Origin of the sequence: Nocardia sp. NPDC046763, from assembly GCF_040645495.1 — a bacterium.
In the GTDB taxonomy this organism is placed as follows: Bacteria; Actinomycetota; Actinomycetes; order Mycobacteriales; family Mycobacteriaceae; genus Nocardia.
In genome coordinates this window covers 1-18,039 of record NZ_JBEYYI010000058.1, presented here as the reverse complement: position 1 = coordinate 18,039, position 18,039 = coordinate 1, and the positions used below count along the sequence as shown (strand labels likewise).

Annotated in this window: 15 protein-coding genes; 8 read left to right on the top strand and 7 right to left on the bottom strand. The window is 67.2% G+C overall.

Features of this window, described 5'->3' with window-relative positions:
* Nucleotides 1-285 precede the first annotated feature (285 nt).
* The 5 genes from ABZ909_RS42600 to ABZ909_RS42580 all read left to right on the top strand — a co-directional run bounded on the left by ABZ909_RS42600 (nucleotide 286) and on the right by ABZ909_RS42580 (nucleotide 4,786).
* A complete protein-coding gene (locus ABZ909_RS42600) occupies nucleotides 286-1,485 on the top strand; it encodes a glutamate--cysteine ligase (RefSeq protein WP_357011957.1) in 1,200 nt (399 codons plus the stop codon).
* Between the two features lie 234 nt (nucleotides 1,486-1,719).
* A complete protein-coding gene (locus ABZ909_RS42595; protein WP_357011955.1) occupies nucleotides 1,720-1,941 on the top strand; it encodes a hypothetical protein in 222 nt (73 codons plus the stop codon).
* 449 nt (nucleotides 1,942-2,390) lie between these two features.
* Nucleotides 2,391-2,513: a hypothetical protein gene (locus ABZ909_RS42590; RefSeq protein WP_357011953.1), complete on the top strand. Its 123-nt coding sequence runs from the start codon at nucleotides 2,391-2,393 to the stop codon at nucleotides 2,511-2,513.
* Between the two features lie 100 nt (nucleotides 2,514-2,613).
* Nucleotides 2,614-3,186, top strand: coding sequence for an NADPH-dependent FMN reductase (locus ABZ909_RS42585; protein WP_357011951.1), 573 nt, complete (start codon nucleotides 2,614-2,616; stop codon nucleotides 3,184-3,186).
* Nucleotides 3,187-3,400: 214 nt separating this feature from the next.
* Nucleotides 3,401-4,786, top strand: a complete 1,386-nt coding sequence (locus ABZ909_RS42580; protein ID WP_357011949.1) for a mercuric reductase — start codon at nucleotides 3,401-3,403, stop codon at nucleotides 4,784-4,786.
* Between the two features lie 294 nt (nucleotides 4,787-5,080).
* Here ABZ909_RS42580 and ABZ909_RS42575 read toward each other — a convergent pair whose 3' ends face one another.
* A complete protein-coding gene (locus tag ABZ909_RS42575) occupies nucleotides 5,081-5,821 on the bottom strand; it encodes an SDR family oxidoreductase (protein ID WP_357011947.1) in 741 nt (246 codons plus the stop codon).
* Nucleotides 5,822-6,491: 670 nt separating this feature from the next.
* On the bottom strand, nucleotides 6,492-6,617 hold the full coding sequence (locus ABZ909_RS42570; RefSeq protein ID WP_357011944.1) for an Rv1535 domain-containing protein: 126 nt from the start codon (nucleotides 6,615-6,617) through the stop codon (nucleotides 6,492-6,494).
* Between the two features lie 66 nt (nucleotides 6,618-6,683).
* On the opposite strand from ABZ909_RS42570, the gene ABZ909_RS42565 reads away from it, so the two are divergent.
* The 3 genes from ABZ909_RS42565 to ABZ909_RS42555 all read left to right on the top strand — a co-directional run bounded on the left by ABZ909_RS42565 (nucleotide 6,684) and on the right by ABZ909_RS42555 (nucleotide 12,266).
* On the top strand, nucleotides 6,684-6,950 hold the full coding sequence (locus ABZ909_RS42565; protein ID WP_357011942.1) for a hypothetical protein: 267 nt from the start codon (nucleotides 6,684-6,686) through the stop codon (nucleotides 6,948-6,950).
* A 253-nt stretch (nucleotides 6,951-7,203) separates the two neighbouring features.
* Entirely contained in the window at nucleotides 7,204-7,599 is a 396-nt protein-coding gene (locus ABZ909_RS42560; protein ID WP_357011939.1) for a hypothetical protein, read from the top strand.
* Nucleotides 7,600-7,601: 2 nt separating this feature from the next.
* Nucleotides 7,602-12,266: a cation-translocating P-type ATPase gene (locus tag ABZ909_RS42555; protein ID WP_357011937.1), complete on the top strand. Its 4,665-nt coding sequence runs from the start codon at nucleotides 7,602-7,604 to the stop codon at nucleotides 12,264-12,266.
* Nucleotides 12,267-12,395: 129 nt separating this feature from the next.
* Here the strand turns inward: ABZ909_RS42555 and ABZ909_RS42550 are convergent, their stop codons facing one another.
* The 5 genes from ABZ909_RS42550 to ABZ909_RS42530 all read right to left on the bottom strand — a co-directional run bounded on the left by ABZ909_RS42550 (nucleotide 12,396) and on the right by ABZ909_RS42530 (nucleotide 17,310).
* Nucleotides 12,396-14,012: an FAD-dependent monooxygenase gene (locus tag ABZ909_RS42550; protein ID WP_357011935.1), complete on the bottom strand. Its 1,617-nt coding sequence runs from the start codon at nucleotides 14,010-14,012 to the stop codon at nucleotides 12,396-12,398.
* A gap of 611 nt (nucleotides 14,013-14,623) precedes the next feature.
* Nucleotides 14,624-14,929 (bottom strand): hypothetical protein, encoded by a 306-nt coding sequence (locus ABZ909_RS42545; protein WP_357000110.1) that lies wholly within the window; start codon nucleotides 14,927-14,929, stop codon nucleotides 14,624-14,626.
* Nucleotides 14,926-15,366, bottom strand: coding sequence for a hypothetical protein (locus tag ABZ909_RS42540; protein WP_357011933.1), 441 nt, complete (start codon nucleotides 15,364-15,366; stop codon nucleotides 14,926-14,928). Before ABZ909_RS42540 ends, ABZ909_RS42545 begins: the two co-directional genes overlap by 4 nt.
* A gap of 433 nt (nucleotides 15,367-15,799) precedes the next feature.
* Nucleotides 15,800-16,144: a hypothetical protein gene (locus ABZ909_RS42535; protein WP_357011931.1), complete on the bottom strand. Its 345-nt coding sequence runs from the start codon at nucleotides 16,142-16,144 to the stop codon at nucleotides 15,800-15,802.
* A gap of 347 nt (nucleotides 16,145-16,491) precedes the next feature.
* Entirely contained in the window at nucleotides 16,492-17,310 is an 819-nt protein-coding gene (locus tag ABZ909_RS42530; protein WP_357011929.1) for a GH25 family lysozyme, read from the bottom strand.
* Nucleotides 17,311-18,039: the final 729 nt, after the last annotated feature.

The following is an 18,039-nucleotide window of genomic DNA, read 5'->3' as shown; positions in this document are numbered from 1 at the left end:
GTAGCCAACATCACCGCCGCCTGCAACTACGCCGCCGCCCGCTACGGATCAATGGACAACGTCAACTCCGCATACTGACCCCGAAAACCCGACTCGGTGGTTCGAGCTCGAATTCCCGATCCCGACCCGCATGGAAAACGAAGGGGTGTGCCCCGCAATCAGCGCCACCGGTGTCGCGCGCGGGGTCCACACTCCTAACCGGGTCGGAAGGTCGGCATTCACGTCCCCTCCGTCAATATCCGCCCGCGGACTTCCCGCACCGGGTCCGCGAGTAACCTCATGGCAATGGACGCGGCCTCGTCGACCGTCGGTGTTGAGGAAGAATTCCTGCTTGCGGACCCGGGGACAGGTGGGCCCGCCTCGAACAATGCCGAGGTGGCGCGAACTGCCGCCGAGAGCGGGATCAACCTGAAGCTGGAACTCACCCGCTGCCAGGTGGAGACGAATACCCGAGTGCACTCCAGCACTGCCGAGTTGATTCAGGAATTGCGCGAGTTGCGTCTCGGTGTGGCATCCTGCGCCGAGCAGAACGACGCTCGCCTGCTCGCGGTGGCGATTCCGCCGACCGTGCCACACCATTTCCCTGTCACCGATACACCCCGCTACCGGCGCATCGAGGAGAATTTCGGCCTGCTCGCCCACGAACAGGGACTCAACGGCTGCCATGTTCACGTCGCGATTCCGGATCGGGAAACCGCCCTGCAGGTCAGCAACCACCTGCGCCCCTGGCTGCCGCTGTTCCTGGCATTGACGGCGAATTCCGCGATCTACCGTAATACCGACAGCGGGTTCGCCAGCTGGCGAAACATCCTGTGGCAACGCTGGCCCAGCGCGGGACCTCCCCCCTATTTCGCGTCGACGGACGATTACGACGCCATGGTCGCCATGCTGTTGTCGAGCGGCAACATTCTCGACGAAACAATGGTGTATTGGGACGTCCGCCCTTCCTCGAGGTATCCCACCGTGGAGATCCGGGTCAGCGATATCCCCGCCACGGTCGAGGAGACTGCGCTGCTCGCCACGCTGGTGCGGGCCACGGTAATGACCGCACGAATGTCGTTGGAGCAAGGGATCATCGCGCCCCCGATCCAGGATGAGATGCTGCGCGCTGCGTACTGGAAGGCAGCCCGCACCGGTATCGACGGCGACGGTGTCCACCCGGCGGACGGCCGTGTCATCCCAGTTCGCGTGCTGCTCACCGAACTCGTCGATCACATCGGGCCCGCACTCGAGGAATTGGGTGACCACGAATTCGTCACCGGTGCCATCAAGGCCGTTCTCACCCGCGGCAACGGCGCCCGACGCCAGCTCGAAGCCTTCCGCAAGCATCGAGATGTCAGCGATGTCATCACCGAGTTGGCGACCGCCACCTTGGAGGGCTGCCACCGGCACCCCGCCGACTTTCATCCGTGGGCCATACCGACCGCAGATCACCACTGTTCCCACCTATCAACCGGTGAAGGCAGGCCTCAGATCCCACGTTGAGTTGGGCCGGACAGTGACGGCATGAACCCCGGATCGCGGCAAGGCCGCTGATCGACGCGACCGGGGATGGGAAGCTGACGTATCGAGCACTCGGAGGTTCGATCCTGGTGGACCGCAACGCCTCCGGACGGCTCCATGTGCTCGCAGAGTGCCATCTACGGATCCCGCACCCGATCTGCGCGTCGCCGGGATCGCACCCGGCGACCGCCTACTCGTGACCGCAGACCGACAGCAGTGACGCATGACGAACACAGCAGCCGAACGCTGCTGCTACACCACGCTATTGGACGCAACCTCGACCGCCTCGCCGTCACCCTCGACGAATTACACAATGCCGCAACCACATCGCGGCAAGTACCGACCTTCACTGATTACATCCCGATCGTCTACGGGGCCATGCCCGGGACAGTCACCCGCAGCATGGATCTGCGCTGCTGGCTGAAACTGTGGCCGTAGAAACGACTCGATGAACCAACCTTCGAACCGACGGGCCATCCCGAGCGACCTGCCGGCCCAGATCAATCATGTTGCCCCACATGGTGGAAACGACCTCGAACTCGCATCGCCCATTTCGACGCCGCAAGCACCACCACCCCCAGCGGCCGACCGCTCACCAAGCAGTCCATGCAACGACTACGCCGCCAACGCAACGGAATTCAAATCAGCAAGGGCCGCTACGACCTCCTCCGGAAACGAATCGGGCACGTGCACTGCCCGTCGCCACCCAAGGACTCGGCTCGGGAGTAGGCCGGCATCGGAGGCGACGAACCCCCGATCCTGATCAGCCTCACGCCAAAGGGACTTCGACAAGAACTGCCGATCGAAAGAGTCCTTCCAATCCGTCGGCGGTTTTTCGCGCGCGCCCACGCGGGGCAGTGCCGCCCGTGAAGGGGACACTCGTCGTCGTGTCGGTCAGGCTGGGCCGCGCCTACCTCATCAAATGGTTCAGCCACGGGGCCGGTCGATCCACTGCCGCGACACCGCTGCCGACCGGCGGCGTCCGCTACCGGGCGACGCGACCGCTGTGAAGTGCTACGTTTCCCGTGCACTCCCGTCGAAACCGCCGAACGTCGACGACGCCAGGCGCGCTCCGTACAGCATCGGAAATTTCTGGTCAGGAGGCAACGCGTGAGTACCTACACGGTCGGCTACATCATCGGCAGTCTGTCCAAGGAATCCATCAACCGGACCCTGTCCAAGGCCTTGATCCGGCTGGCGCCACCACGGTTGACGTTCACCGAGATTCCGATCAAGGATCTCCCGCTGTACAACCACGACTACGACGCCGACTACCCGCCCGAGGGCCGCGCGCTCAAGGCGGCCATCACCGCCGTCGACGCCCTGCTGTTCGTGACGCCGGAATACAATCGCTCGATCCCGGGTGCGCTGAAGAACGCCATCGACTGGGCCAGCCGCCCGTGGGGCGACAACTCGTTCACCCTCAAGCCGTCCGCCGTCATCGGCGCCTCACCGGGCAAGATCGGCACCGCGATCGCTCAGCTCAGTCTGCGCAGTGTCCTGGGCTACTGCAATTCCCCGCAGATGACTTCCCCGGAGGCTTACATCCAGTTCCACCCGGACGTCTTCACCCCGGACGGCGAGGTCCTCGACGATTCGACGAAGCGGTTCCTCACCCGGTTCATGGCGGATTTCGCCGTCTTTATCGACAGCGTCCACGGCGTGGTTCCCCAGCTCGGCTGACCGATTCGCGCGGCCGGTGGCGCGTGCGTGCCGTGTCGGTGGTTTCCTTGCCGCCGCGACCGGCCCGCCCGGCGCAACAAGGGCGAGGGGACGGACTCCTGTGGCGACAGGCGACCTGGCCTGGGGTCAGCCGATGATGCGATTGCACCGCCACGACGAATAGAACGGCTCGGCCGGTGAGGGGATGCGGCAGACAGCGAGGGGAGAAGACACAGTGGCCGATGAGCACTACGACGCTATCGTGATCGGAACCAGCCAGGGCGGTCGGTTCCTTCCCATCGAACTGGCGAAGGCGGGCCACAGGGTGGCGCTGGTCGAGCGTGGCCAACTCGGCGGTGTCTGCGTGAACGCCGGGTGCACGCCGACCAAGACGATGGTCGCCAGCGCCCGCCTCGCCCACCAGGCGCGCCGCGGCGCGGAGTACGGCGTGCGCATCGGTCCGGTATCGGTGGACCTGGCCGCGGTGCGCGAGCGCAAGCGGGCCATGGTCGCCGGAGCGCGACAGAACTACGCGAGCCGCCTGCCGCAGGACGGGCTCGACCTGATCGAAGGCGAGGCTCATTTCACCGGGCCGAAGTCGGTCGAGGTCGCCTCGACCGACGGCGGGACGCGGCAGATCAGCGCACCGGTGGTCGTCATCGACACGGGCGCCCGACCCAAGCCGCCGGCGATCACCGGCGCGGACGAGGTCCCCGTGCTCGATTCGACATCGATCATGGAATTGGACGAGCTCCCGGAGCACCTGATCATCCTCGGCGGCGGCTACATCGGGCTCGAGTTCGGGCAGATGTTCCGCCGGTTCGGCAGCGAGGTCACCATCATCCAACGCGCCGCGCACCTGCTGACGCGCGAGGACGAGGATGTCTCCGACGAGGTCGCCGCTATCTTGCGCGATGACGGGATCACGGTCTCGACCTCGTCGACGCCGGTCCGGGTCGAGCCGACCGACGGCGGTCGCGTGCGGCTGAGCGTTCGCACGGGCGACGGTGAGCGACAGCTCGAAGGCTCACACCTGCTCTCGGCCATCGGCCGCACCCCGAATACGGAGGCGCTGACCCCCGAGGTGGCCGGCGTCCGTCTCGACGACCACGGCTTCGTCGAGGTCGATGAGTACCTGAGCACCACTGTGCCCGGCGTCTACGCGATGGGAGACGTCACGGCCGGCCCGGCCTTCACCCACGCTTCCTACGACGATTACCGCATTCTGCACGCCAACCTCATCAGGCACGAGAAGGCGAGCACGCGGGACCGGATCGTCCCATACACGGTGTTCATCGACCCGCAGCTCGGCCGCGTCGGCATGACCGAGCGCGAGGCCAGAGCGCACGGACACACGATCCGGGTAGCGAAGCTCCCGATGAGCGCCGTCATCCGGGCCATCGAGACCGGGGAGACGCGCGGCTTCATGAAGGCCGTCATCGACGCCGACAACGGGCAGATCCTGGGCTGCGCAGTCCTCGGCAGTGAAGGCGGCGAGATCATGACCATGATCCAGGTCGCCATGCTGGGCAAGCTCACCGACACCGCCATGGCCGACGCGATCTTCACCCACCCGCTCCTGGCCGAAGGCCTCAACACCCTCTTCACGATGTTCGCCTGAGCTGTCGGAGCATGCGGGGTGACGTGATGCCAGGTCGGGAAAGTGCAGGGCACCTCGCGTTGGAACCACCGTCATCGCAAGACGGCGGCACGAGAAACCCAACCGCTGGCGGCGGTGGCGACCACCAGCCGTGCCAGCGCCGACGCCGGCCTACGACGATCCCCTGGCTCTCGTTGCAGCGTCCGACATCGACATCGTCTCGGTGTGTGTAAGAGCGCCGTATCACCGCGCGGCAACCGGTGGCGCCGACACACCACCGGGCACATGAGTCCGGGTGCCAGCGGCTCGCAGGAGCTAGATCGCGATGCGCCCGCCGTCGACCGGCAGTATCGCGCCGTAGACGAAGTCCGCTCGACTGCCGGCCAGGAAAGCGATGGCCTCGGCGATCTCCTCCGGTGTTCCCGGCCGTCCCGCGGGCGTACTCGCCGCCAGCTCGTCGAGGCCCTCGAATGCCGCGGTGCCCTCGGTGCGGATGGGTCCGGGGCTGACCGCGTTGACCCGCACCCCGCGAGGCCCGTACTCGGCAGTCCACGCCTTGGTCAGCAACGCCACCGCGGCCTTGCTGGACCCATACAGGCTCATTCCGGGGGCACCGAATTCGGCGGCCATGGTGGTGACGTTGACGATCGCGCCGTGGCCTCGCTCGGCCATCTGGGGGGCGAGTTCGGCCACCAGGAAATACGGTGCCTTGACGTTGACGGCGTACACCGCGTCGAAATCGGCTTCTGTCGTCTGTTCCGTCGGGCCGAACGGGTAGATGCCCGCGTTGTTGACCAAGACATCGACCTTGCCGAGCTGGGTGACCGCGTCCCGGGCCAGCGCCTGCGCGGATGCCTTGTCCCGCAGATCCGCCGGGATGAACACTGCGGCGCCACCGGACGCCTCGATCTCGGCGACCACCTGTTTGCCGCGCTGCTCGTCGCGCCCCGACAGCGCCACCCGCGCACCGCGCCGCGCCAACGTCAGCGCGGTCGCGCGCCCGATTCCGCTGGTGCCGCCGGTCACCAACGCCGAGACTCCAGACAGTTCCGACATCGGATCTCCTCATTTCGTGGTCGGTCCGACCGAACCGTTCGACCGGGATCAGAGACGTCGCCAACGCCACTGTCGATTACGACCATTTCCACAGGCAGCAGCGGACATCCTGCACCGCACCAGGTTCCGGACTCCTGACAGCAGCGCGACCGGCTCCAATCCGCATGCCGGTCCTTCGGACAAGCCCGTCCCGGACCCATCCACAAGGCTAGCTCCGCCACGACGAACGATGTCCTGACATAGCTGGGTAAGGTTCCCCCGCACCGGATTTGCGGCGAAGTATTCGAGCATCGGCAGATATCGGCGAGACGACTTGCTCGGGGAGTAAACTCTGGTCAGCTCGTTCGTGTCCGAATTGGTGCTGGCGCCGGTGGCATGCTCTGCTGGTTCAGCGGCTCGGGCAGCGATCGGGCAGACTGCCGACACCCGGCGTCAGCGGTCGGGTCGGCGACCGAGAACCACAGCTGGAAAGTGATCGATCGGCGCTACGAGGCGACGATCGCGTGATCCCCGCTCCCAAGAGCACGCGACGCGCGCAGACCAGACGTTCACCGCTGCCGTGAGACAGGGCCAGGATGCGGATCCGGCTGCTGCCGGACGCTATCCACAGTCGCTGCCGCTACCGCCGTCGCCCCTCGGCCATTCGCCACCGGCGGTTGCGAGCGGGTGATCAGTCGACGATCTCGATGAAACCCAGGCGCAGCAGGACTGCATACAGCTCACGCAACGGCACTGCGAGCACCTCCGTCAGGGCCCCCGCCAATGGATCCGACCCGCCGCCCACACCAGTACTCATCACACTCGACACCCTGCGGATCCCAGGCGTCGAACATTCGAACACACCATGACCGGGAGGCAACAAATGGCCGAAAGATCACCAGCCGGCCACCGGAACGCCGTCGACCGTGTGCTGGCCGCACAGGGTTTCGCAGTAGATCTGCCGGTGATCGGTCGGGTTCGCATCCCCCGGCCCGAGCAGTTGGCGTACTACGGCGCACTCGGCGTGCTGGCCGCAGCGGAGATCATCGAATGGCCTGTCGCACTGATCCTCGCAACGGGTCATTGGCTGATACAGGATCAGCACAATCGTATTGCCCACCAGATCGGCGAAGCCCTCGAAGAGGTGTAGATCCAATTTGCGTTAGCGATTTGTTGGCAATTTCAGTGGCCCGGGTAACGGAAGTGCCATCGCCGTAACAGGCGAACCGGCATCAAAACGGCTTGGAGCTGCTCTTTTCCGCCTCTCTCCCCCGCAGGCAACTTGACCGCGCCGCTTTTTATCTCGGTCATACAGGGCCCCGATTCGGGCATCTCGGAGTACCCTGGCAAAGCACTGGTTTACGCAGGAAGTTCTTAGCGCTACCTACGACGACTGGGGTGTGATGATGAGCGTTGCATCGGGCACTGTAAAAACGCTCGAGGTTGCGGCATCAGCGACTGTCCATGCGGTCGAGGCGGCCGGTGGAGCCATCGTCGGCGCGGCGACCGGCGCTGCGCGCGGCATGGTCGAGGGCGCCGTATCCGGCGCTCGCAGTGGGATGGACATTCCTGCCGCCACTGTGCTGGGCGTCGTTGCAGCCGGTCTAACGGGCCTGGTCGATTGGCCGGTGGCCGTGGCGGTGGGCGGCGTCGCGGGTGCGGTGCATCTGTTGCGGCGCGGCAGGACCGAGACCGGGCATCAAGACACGTCCGAACGGCCGCAGCCGCAGCCGCGCAAGAGTACTCGGCCAAAGCAGTCCACCGCGGGTTCGCGACCGTCGCGAACCGCCGCAAAGTAGTGGTGTCCCTGCGCGGTCTGGCCACTGCGCCGGTCCGGCTGCCCCTCGCGGCCGCCGGAGCCACGCTGGGATTGCTCCGGCAGCCAGTCGCGGTAGCGTCACGGCTGGGGGACCCAGCAGTCGCCCGAACAGTCGCCGAACTCACCGAGGGCATCGGCCGGGAACTGAGCGCACTGGTGGACCCGCGGCGCATGCGAACGCAGCGGCGGCTCACGGTGCATGCCAACCGGATTCACGCCGAGGTTCGTGGCTTGCAGTCGGCACAGAGCGCTCGGGTAGCCGAGTTGGCGCGCAAACACCTCGAGCAGGAACCGGAGGTGTGCTGGTTCCAGGTCAATGCCGCCACCGGGCGGGTCGTGGTGGCCGCGGACCCGCAACGCCTGTCTCCCGCACAGCTGGAGACGATCCTGGAACGCGTCGAGGATCTCGCCGGAACCAGTGCGGAGCCGTGGAGCCGCGGGGTCGAGCACCCCTCCGATCGGGAGCCGGTATTGACCTCGGCGCTGCAGCTGACCGGCGATCTCATCGGGATCGGTGTGGCAGTCACGGGGCGGTTGCTCCCGGCACCACCGCCGGCCCATGTAGTCCGGGGGGCGGTGGCTCTGGTGGACGGACAGCCGCGGTTGCGCGGCGCCTTGGAAGCCCAGCTCGGCCGCCACCGCGCCGATACCGTGATCGCGATCGGAAATGCCCTGGGCCAGGCCATGGACTCGGAAGTGACCGGCCTGTGCGCCGATGCGATGCAGCGGGCGGTGCGGCTGGTCGAGGCCGCCGCTCGCTTCGCGCAGTGGCGGCGCTGGGAACAGCTGATCGCCGACCCGGACCTGCCGGGCGTCGACGTATACGATCCGCCCGAGCCGCGGCCGGTACCGCTGCCGCATGGACCGATCGAGCGTTGCACCGAACAGGTCAGCACGGCTGCGGCGCTGGCGTCGGCGGCAACGCTGGCCGGCGGCCGCACGGTCGCCGATGCCGCCGACGCCGTGGCGGCGGGCGTGCCGAAGGCGGCGCGGGCCGGTCGCGAGACCTTCGCCGGTGCGCTGTCGACGCTCATGGCGGCGCGCGGCGTACTGACCCTCGATCCGTTCATGTGGCGCCGCCTGGACCGGGTTTCCGCGGTGGTCGTCGACCGGGACGCAGTGCGCGGTCAAGGGGCCATGGTGCTCGACGCCGAATCCCACGACGACAGCTGGCCGGTCGAACACGTGTGGAGCGCCGCCCAGCGGCTGCTCTGGTGCAATGGTGAGGAACTGCCCATCCCACCACCATCTGAGCATCGGCGTGAGAATCTGCATCTGGCCATCGATATCGACGCCGACCCGCGACTCGGCATCGACACGGATCCTCCCGACCCAGGAGGCGATCCGGTGGGCCCGGGCTGGCACCTGCTGCATGAGCACGGACATGTGGTCGGGCGGGTGCTGATCGGGAACGAGCCACATCCGGGTGCTACCGGACTGCTGGCCACAGCCCGGCAGGCGGGCCTGCGGGTGGTACTCATCGGTGACGAGGGCACCGGCGAATTGCGGCGCAGTGCCGATGAATTCGTGCTCGCCGGCGGGTCGGTGTCCGGGCTGGTACGGCGACTGCAGCGGCAGGGGCATGTGGTGGCGGTGGTCAGCGGCGAGGCACATCGCGCCCTGGGTGCCGCCGATCTGGGCATCGGTATCGCCTCCCGAACTCCCGGCGCTTCGGCACGGGTCCCCTGGCAGGCAGATGTGGTGTGCCCGGATCTGAGTTCGGCACGGCAGATCATCGCCGCTACCGGCCAGGCACGCAATGTCAGTGAGCGCGGCCGGGTCCTGACGCTGTCGGCGGCCACGCTCAGCGGTCTGTTGCTCGCGTCCGGTCCCGCTGGGTCTCGCGCGGCGCCGGCCACCAGCCCGGTCACGGCGGCCACTCTGATGGGGTTGACAACGGGCCTGAACTGCGGGCGCCGGGCCGCCCGCGCGACCGGGCCGGCCGATGTGCGGCTGGTGCCGTGGCATGCACTGGAACCGGACGAGGTGCTGGCCCGACTACCCGCCCCGCGCCGGGCGGCGCCGTCGCCGCGCTCGCACGTCACCACCGTCGCCAGCCGTATATCGCAGCGATTGGCCACGCCCGCAACGAGTCTCGCCGGCCTGGTCGCAGATGTGCGCCGCGAGCTAGCCGATCCGATGACTCCACTGCTGGGTGTCGGCGCGGTCGCCTCCGCGCTGCTCGGCTCGCCTACCGACGCCGTGCTCGTCGGCACGGTGCTGGGGCTCAATGCCACAGTGTCGGCCCTGCAGCGCCGCCGCGCCCGGCTGTCGCTGGACAAACTCCTGCTCGGCGAGCGCTTGACCGCTCGGCGGCTCACCGAAGGCGGCGAAATCGAGACTCCGGCAGACGGTCTGCTGGCTGGTGATGTGATCGCTCTGGCCACCGGCGAAGTAGTCCCTGCGGATGCGCGGCTGCTGGAGACCGATGGGCTGGAAGTGGACGAGTCCGGCCTCACCGGCGAGACCGTGACCGTGGAAAAGCAGACCCCCGCCACACCCGGCGCCCTGCTGGCAGAACGCACCGGCATGGTGTTCGAGGGCAGCGTCGTGGTCAGCGGCGAGGCGACCGCGGTAGTGGTGGCAGTCGGAACCGCAACCGAGGCCGGTCGTGCCCTCGCCGCCGCCGGGCCGCCCCCCAGCGGCGGTGTGCAGGAACAGCTGCACAGCTTGACCGAACGCGTGCTGCCGTTCACCCTCGGCGGCGGAACCGCCGTTACCGTCACCAGTTTCCTGCGTGGGCTGCCACTGCGCCTGGCCCTCGCCGACGGGCTGGCCGTCGCCGTCGCCGCCGTCCCCGAGGGACTGCCGCTGGTGGCGACGGTCGCCCAACTCGCCGCCACCCGCCGCCTGTCCCGCCGCGGCGTGCTGGTCCGTTCCAGCCGCACCATCGAGGCACTCGGCCGCGTCGACACCATGTGCTTCGACAAGACCGGCACCCTCACCGAGGGACAATTGCGGCTCGTCGCGGTTGCCGATCTCGATCAGACGTGGGACAGCGACCATCTCGCGAGCACGCCACAGTCGCGCGGGCTCCTGCGCGCCGCCGCCTACGCCTGCCCCAACCCCGACGATGCCCCACTGGTACACGCCACCGACCGAGCTGTCGTCGAGGCGGCACACACATGTCTGGGCCACGGACAGCCCCATGCCTGGGCTCCCATCGAGGAGTTGCCGTTCGAGAGCTTCCGCGGGTACTCCGCGGCGGTGGGCAACACCGGTCAGCAAATCCGGCTCGCCGTCAAAGGCGCCCCGGAAGTGCTGCTGCCACATTGTGATCAGGTCCTGCGCACCGATGACGAAGGCCGCCGGCAGACTCGGCCGTTCACGCCCGAGTGCTGCGCGGACGCGGAGGAGGCGGTGCGACGGCTGGCCGCGCAGGGGCTGCGGGTGCTGGTGGTGGCGCGGCGCGATTTCGCCTCCGCTCCGCACGACCTCACCGAAGAGATCGAGCAACTCACCCTTCTCGGCTTCCTCGGCATTGCCGACAGCCCGCGCCCGCAGTCACTGGAACTGCTTGCCGAATTGGCCCGCAACGACATCAGCGTGCGGATGATCACCGGTGATCACCCGATCACCGCGCGCGCGGTCGCCGAACAGCTCGCCATCCCCGCCGACACGGTGGTCACCGGCGCCGATCTGGACCTGCTGGACGAGGAGGGCCAAGCCGAACTCATCGAGCAGGCAACAGTTTTCGCGCGGGTATCGCCTGAACATAAAGTGCGCATCGTATCCGCACTCCAGCGCCGCGGGCACACGGTAGCGATGGCAGGCGACGGCAGCAACGATGCGGCCGCCATCCGCACCGCCGATGTCGGTATCGGGCTGGCCGCTCGAGGGTCGGTCGCCGCACGCGAGGCCGCGGACCTGATCCTCACCGACACCGGCTCGGTCCTCGACCTCACCGTGCTGCAGGAGGCACTGGCCGAGGGCCGCGGCATGTGGCAGCGAGTCCGCGACGCGATCGGCGTACTGGTGGGCGGCAACGCTGGTGAGGTGGCGTTCACCGTCCTGGGCACGCTGCTGTCCGGCCGAGCCCCGATCGGCACCCGGCAGTTCCTGGTGGTGAACCTGCTCACCGACCTCGGTCCGGCAATGGCGCTCACACTCTCGGACACCCGGCCCGCCGACGACACCGAAACGACCGACAGAACACTCGGGCCACCGCCCGGTATCGGAAGCGACTTCCTGCAAGCCGTCGCCGTGCGCGGCGCCTGCACCACCATCGGCGCCGGCGCGGCCTGGCTGCTCGGTCGCGCCACCGGCCGGCGCCGCCGCGCGGAAACGATGGCACTGGCCGCCCTTATCGGAACGCAGCTCGGGCAGACCCTGGTGATCGGCCGGCACAGCAGCTTGGTCTGGGCGACTGTGGCAGGCAGCTCCGTGCTCCTCGCCGTGATCATCATGACGCCAGGAGTGAACCGGTTCTTCGGGTGCGTACCACTGGGGCCGGTAGCGTGGTCGATCGTGCTGGGCTGTGCCGCAACCGGCACCTGCGCGGCCCGGCTCACCGGCCGCGCGCTGTCCGGGCCGGGGCCCGATGTGGCCTGTTCGCAGAGCGCTGACACCGACCAGGCAATCTGCAGGCCCGACAATGTCTCGGATTCCCGCCAGCGCGAACTGGACTCGGCGCTTGCCGAACCCTGAGCAGTCGCGGGCGCCCAGTCGACCCCGAAACTCGCAAATCATGATGTGGGTGCAGACCCTCGGCGGCGTGGGCCGCCCGCAATTGCCGGGACCGCTTTCACCTGCCACTCGACAGAGCAGGCCCACGTATCAGGTGTCGCGGGCCAGAATGGCGGTGAGGGTCGCGGTCAGGGCCGAGGCGGGGTCGGCGGGAGGGGCGTTGGTGCGCCAGGCGACGATGCCGTCGGGGCGGGCAAGGAGGACTCCGTCGGCGGGCAGACCCGTTGCCGCCCACCACTTTCCGTCCGGATCGCGTAGGTCCGCGTCGGGGCCGAGGCGGTAGGCCGCCATGTGCACGCCCGTGGCGGCCGCCGCCTCGGATGCGGCAGTGGTCCACGGCGCGCCCTCCGGGCCGGTCAGCAGCACGAATCGGCCGTCGAAGAGGTCCAGGGGCGAGATGGACTCGCCATTGCGCGCCAGGCCGCCGTGCGGGATGCGGGTGCCCGGGGTACCGGAGAGGTCCTCGGGTCCGTTCAGGAGTTCGAGGCCCTCCGGCGCAGGGTGTTCGGACAGCACGGCGCGGGAGCGATAGCGGTTGCCGATGGTCAACGAGAACATCGACACGCGCTCCTCGGCGGGGAGCAGGGCGTCGTCCTTGCCCCCGGTGATCAAGGTGGCGGCCGGGCCGACCAGCGACTGCCGGGCGATCAGACCGGCGATCGGATGACGCTCGGCCTCATAGGTATCCAGGAGCGCCTCGCCCGCCTGCCCGTGCAGGACCGCTGCCAGTTTCCAAGCCAGATTGTGCATGCCCACGATGGCGGTGTTCACGCCCATGCCCAGTTTCGGCGGCATGGTGTGTGCCGCATCCCCGGCCAGGAACACCCGCCCGACGCGGAACCGTTCGGCCACTTGCTGGGCCGGACGCCAGTGCGCGATCTCGACGACCTCGACCGGAAAGTCCGGCACGCCAATGCCGTCCAGGATCAATTCGCGGCAGCGTTCGGGTGTGTAGTTCTGCTCGAAATCCTGCTGGATCAGGAACATGCCGCGATCGCGGTCGGTGATCAGGAAGAACCCGCGAACGCCCGGGCGGTCGATGAGCACGGCGTCGGATTCGTAGCCGCGAACCAGGTCGGCCCATGGGGCACGGAAGTAGACGAAGATGTAGTACTCCTCCAGCACGCCCTCCCCCACCACAGGCACGCCGAGTTGCTCGCGCACATGGCTGTGCGCGCCGTCGGCCGCCACCAGGTAGTCGGCCCGCAGCACCGTCTGCGCTCCCGTGGCGCGATCGCTCACCGTGGCGGTCACGCCCGCCGAATCCTGCGTGAACGACTCGAGTTCGAACCCGTAGCGGATATCGCACCCGCGTTCGCGGGCCGCCGCACCCAGCAGCGGCTCGGTCACGCTCTGCGGGCAGTACCAGAACATCGGCTCGGGACTGAGCGCCTCGGGATGGTCGGTGATCCGCAGGGCGTCCTCGATGGACGGGAAGTCCTGATGCCCGGACGCGGCCAGACTGTCCTTACGGAAGGTGCGGGACACATGCGTGCCCGCCGCCAGAACCTCTTTCTCCAGCCCGAGACCCCGAAAGATCTCCAGCGTACGGAAATTGAGATTGCGCGCTCTCGGGAACCAGGACACATCAACCCGCCGCTCGACCAGTATCGAGGACACGCCGTGCTGCTCGAGCAGCAGCGACAGCGACAGACCGGCCCCACCGGCACCGACGATCAGAACTGAAGTGTTCACCGCATCAGTCATGAACATGCTTCTCTCGCAAGCGAATTGAACCCTTCACCTACGGTACATTCGCCGCTGCCCAGCGGCGCGTTCTTCGGAGGTCGAGCATCGGTAAGAATCGTGGCACCGGCTTGACCCATGCCTTCGTCGGCGGTGTTGATTGGCAGCGGGCCGGCCAGCGACCGCAGCGAGACGACCATTTCCACTGTGACGGTCCACTGCTGCTCAGGCCGGGTGGATCGAAGGGGGCCGATCCACCCGGCCGCCGAGCACGATGCACCGCACGCGCTGGCGAAGCGGCGCACCGATTCCGGGGCCGTCCACGTTGACCCCGGCCGGATGATCCGAAGTGAGAATGCGGCGCGATAACCGCAACCAGGTCCCCGCCACGCTCCACGATCAGCTCACCCACACCGCACCCTACTGAGATCCTGTGCCCGAGCGCCCGAAAACGCGCTGGTGGCACGAATCGAGAGTGCCGAGGCACGGAAGGTCGCAGATCTGTGGCGTGGGACCGTTGTCAGAAGCACGGGGCTTCGGCGAAATCGGCGACCAGGGAAATACTTGGTGTCGATCCGCCGGAGCCTCTTTGGCGTGCATTGCTGGCCTGTTGCCATCCACCTGGTGGTTCGTTACAGATACAGCTCGGGGGGGTCGTCGAAGTCGATGCCCGCTTGACGCGCGCGGGCCACCATCTTCCGGTCCCACTCACGATGAGCGCGTAACGCCATCCGGAACTCGCCCATCTGCTCCGACATCCGCTGGGTTTCGGAGATCGCGAGGTCGCTGAGCACCTTCGCGGCATCGGCCTTCTTCTTGGTCATGCTGGCATCGACATCGCCGCGTTTGAACCACGCGGTCACCGCCGCCGACAGCGCCGAAGAGCTGGCGAGCAACATGAGCGCGGAGAACAACGGTGAGGACGCGAACGCATTCACGAGGCGGCCCTCCTGTCCCGGATCGCGTGCAACATCTTCAAGTCCCGCAACAACTGCCGGCGCTTCCACAAGAACGCGACACCCACCGCCACGGGCAACACACCACCCAAGACCGTGGCCGCACTGATGGTTCGCTGATGGAACCCCATCATCGACAGTCGCGCACCGGAGGCCACCAGCGACCAGCCCAATGCCCCCACACCGATCTGCTCGACCAGATAACCCCATACCCGCCGGGCGAATACACCGACAAGAGTGACCACAGCACCCGCCAACGTCAACCCCAACCACAGCATCCGCAACCCCGCAGGCAAGGTCGCGACCGCGGAATTCACCGGCGCACCGCGGAAACACTGCACCAGTGCCGAAATACCGAACACCGCACACAACACAACCTCGAACGGGTCGTGACGGGTCGGCGGCTTCACACTTCTCATACCGGATCACCTCCCGCCGGTCCCGGTAGGTCCTGACGACGCAGACAGCGACGCGATGGTAGCCACGATGCTCGCCTCCTGATCGCTGCGTTCGATCGACGCCCCACACCCCACAGGTGTGGAGTGCTGCCGAAGACTCCGGCGCCTTCATTAACACCCCTGGACCGGCTGCCGGGCAACGCATCTGCCGATCCCCTTTCGTCCGGTTTCGCCCACGTGTTGCCAGACACCCCAACCACCGCCGCATCGGACACGCGTGTTCACTGCTGAGAAACCCATCGGTGCTTGCGTCGTCCCGACGGTCATGTCGGCAATGATCCGCCGATGGCAGGTCGTCCGGCTGACCAGCACCAGCACAGGGACTACACGTCGCCCGGTGCCGGATTCGGCTTCCCGGCAGCGCATCCGGACAACGGACCGAAACCGGATCGGCTCAAAGGCGACCGCCACCGGGGCACTGTGCGGTGCTGATTGCGCGGATGGCGCGGTAGGCGAGCAGGTGGGTCAGGAACAGATGTGGATGCTCGTCCCGCAGGGCATACAGCGCGGCCGTGTCGGTAGCACGGTCGGGCGTCTGCGGTAGGTCCAGCTCGTCGAACAGCACTGCCTGCAGGTCTGTTTCGGAATCGAGGTCGACCAGCCGGCCGATCACCCGGCAGGCCGCGGCATGAAAATGCGCAGCCGTGTCGAGCAGATGCCGGTGCCTTTCGGCACCGAGGTCGTCGAGGTCGAGCAGCATCGGGCTCGCGTCAGCGAGAACTAATTCGGTCACGACCATACATTCGTCACCGACAGTGCGCCCGGATCACCGCAAATTCGGCCCATGTAACGGACGTGATGATCACGCGCGTGCATCGCGGCCTCGGCCCGCCACCGGAATTTCGCAGGGTCGAGGTCGCCGGCGGTGAGCCGGACCTGGTCATGTACGGCGCCTCGGCGCAGGATCACCGGTCGGCGCTGCGTACAGAGTCTTGGCGATGCCCAGCACGCCCAGGATGACCGAGACCGCGGTCCGCCGCCGGATGACATTGCTGCTGCACTGTGAGCAGCAGGGTTGTTGCTGCGGCGTCGACGGTGATCACCTCGCCGAGGACGGTCACGATCGTCTTCCGATGTTGACGAGGTTCATGGGTTGGTGGCTCCCTTCAGTGCCTGCACGTCGGCGATGAGGCCGTTGACGGTCGCGATGAGCCCGGCGAGAGCGTCGACCGGCGTGAGGTTCTGGCCTTTGCCGTTGTGGCCGAGCTGCGGCCAGCCCTGGCCGTTCGGGCCGCGTAACTGGTCCCAGATGTCCTGCAACTGCTGGGCTTGCTGTGGTGTCATGTCGTCTCCGATCAATGCGGTGAGGCTGTCGATGTCGCCGCGGAATGCGTTGGCGTCCAGGCTCATCCCGGCGACAGATGCTTGATCGCTGAACTGCCAGATGAGCGGTTGCGCATGGCCGTAGGGTGTCCATCCCTGACCGGAATCGCCACCGGCAGCGGCATAGATGTCGCTGGCGTAGCCGCTGCCGCCCGGGTACGCCGACGCGACAAGTCCGGGCACCTGCGACAGGTCGGGAGACCCGATCTGTTCCCAATACCATTGCGGCAGATAGGAAAGCGCAACGTTCACTCCGGCGTCATCGAAAGCCTGCACCAATGCCCAGAAGTCGCCGATGTCACCGCCACCGCCCTCGAAGTCGATCATCGCGTTCGCGCCGCCATTGTTGGCCAGCCACGTCCGCACCTGCGCGGCCGGAGCACAGTCGGCCATGGCGTAGTGGTAGCCGATGATCGGCAAGCCGATCTCCCGTGCGGATGCCAGGAATTCGGGCCACGTCGGGTCTTGCAGGTAATCACCCTCGGAGACCTTGGCCTCGACCCACGAAAAGCCCGCGGCGGCGATCTCCGGGATGCTGATGCCGGCCTGCCAGTTCGAGATGTCCACCCCGTACAAAGTCATCGGGCTCGACCGCCTCTCGCGCTCGAATGGTCTGGAATGCGTTGGTGACCCGCTGCTTTCATTGACGACCCGAACCGGTGCCCTGGCAACGTCTTTACCGGTCCGTTCTTGTCCGTTTTCCGGATCCTTGCCGCCGGATCAGCCGCCGGGAAAACAGCCCGGCCGCGATCGCGTGTCGGCGGGGATCGCCCGCATCACACCTGGCCCGGGCACTGGCGAGCTCGAGCGCTTCGATCGTGATAGTTCCTGTCCCCCACAGCTTTTCGGCCTGCACGCCCAGCTGCGTGGCCGACCGGTGTTCGGCGAGTTCGGCACAGCGTCACGGTTGTCGAACCGAATGAGATGCAAACCCGCGCTCGATCAGCTCGGCGCACAACCCCTCCGGCCAGTTGTCCCCGCCGGCGTCGGCGGACGTCCCCGATCCGGAACCGCCAACCCCGCCGAGCCCGCGGCCATCGTGATCACGGCACGCGGACGCAGGGCCGGTGGTGGTTGACGACCGACCGGAATCCTTCAGCGAATCCGATAACGAACGAAAGCGAACGCTCTCGGGCCGGTCAGCGGCGTGTTTCAGGGTTGTTAATGGAAGTAGCGGGCCGCCACGAGAACTCGGGCAACCACACGGCTGCAACCGAGGAAGCACCACAAGCAGTAAGGAGGCAAGTGCATCATGCCTACCATCACGTCCCTGTCCCCGACCTCCGGGCCCACGACGGGGGGAACCAGCGT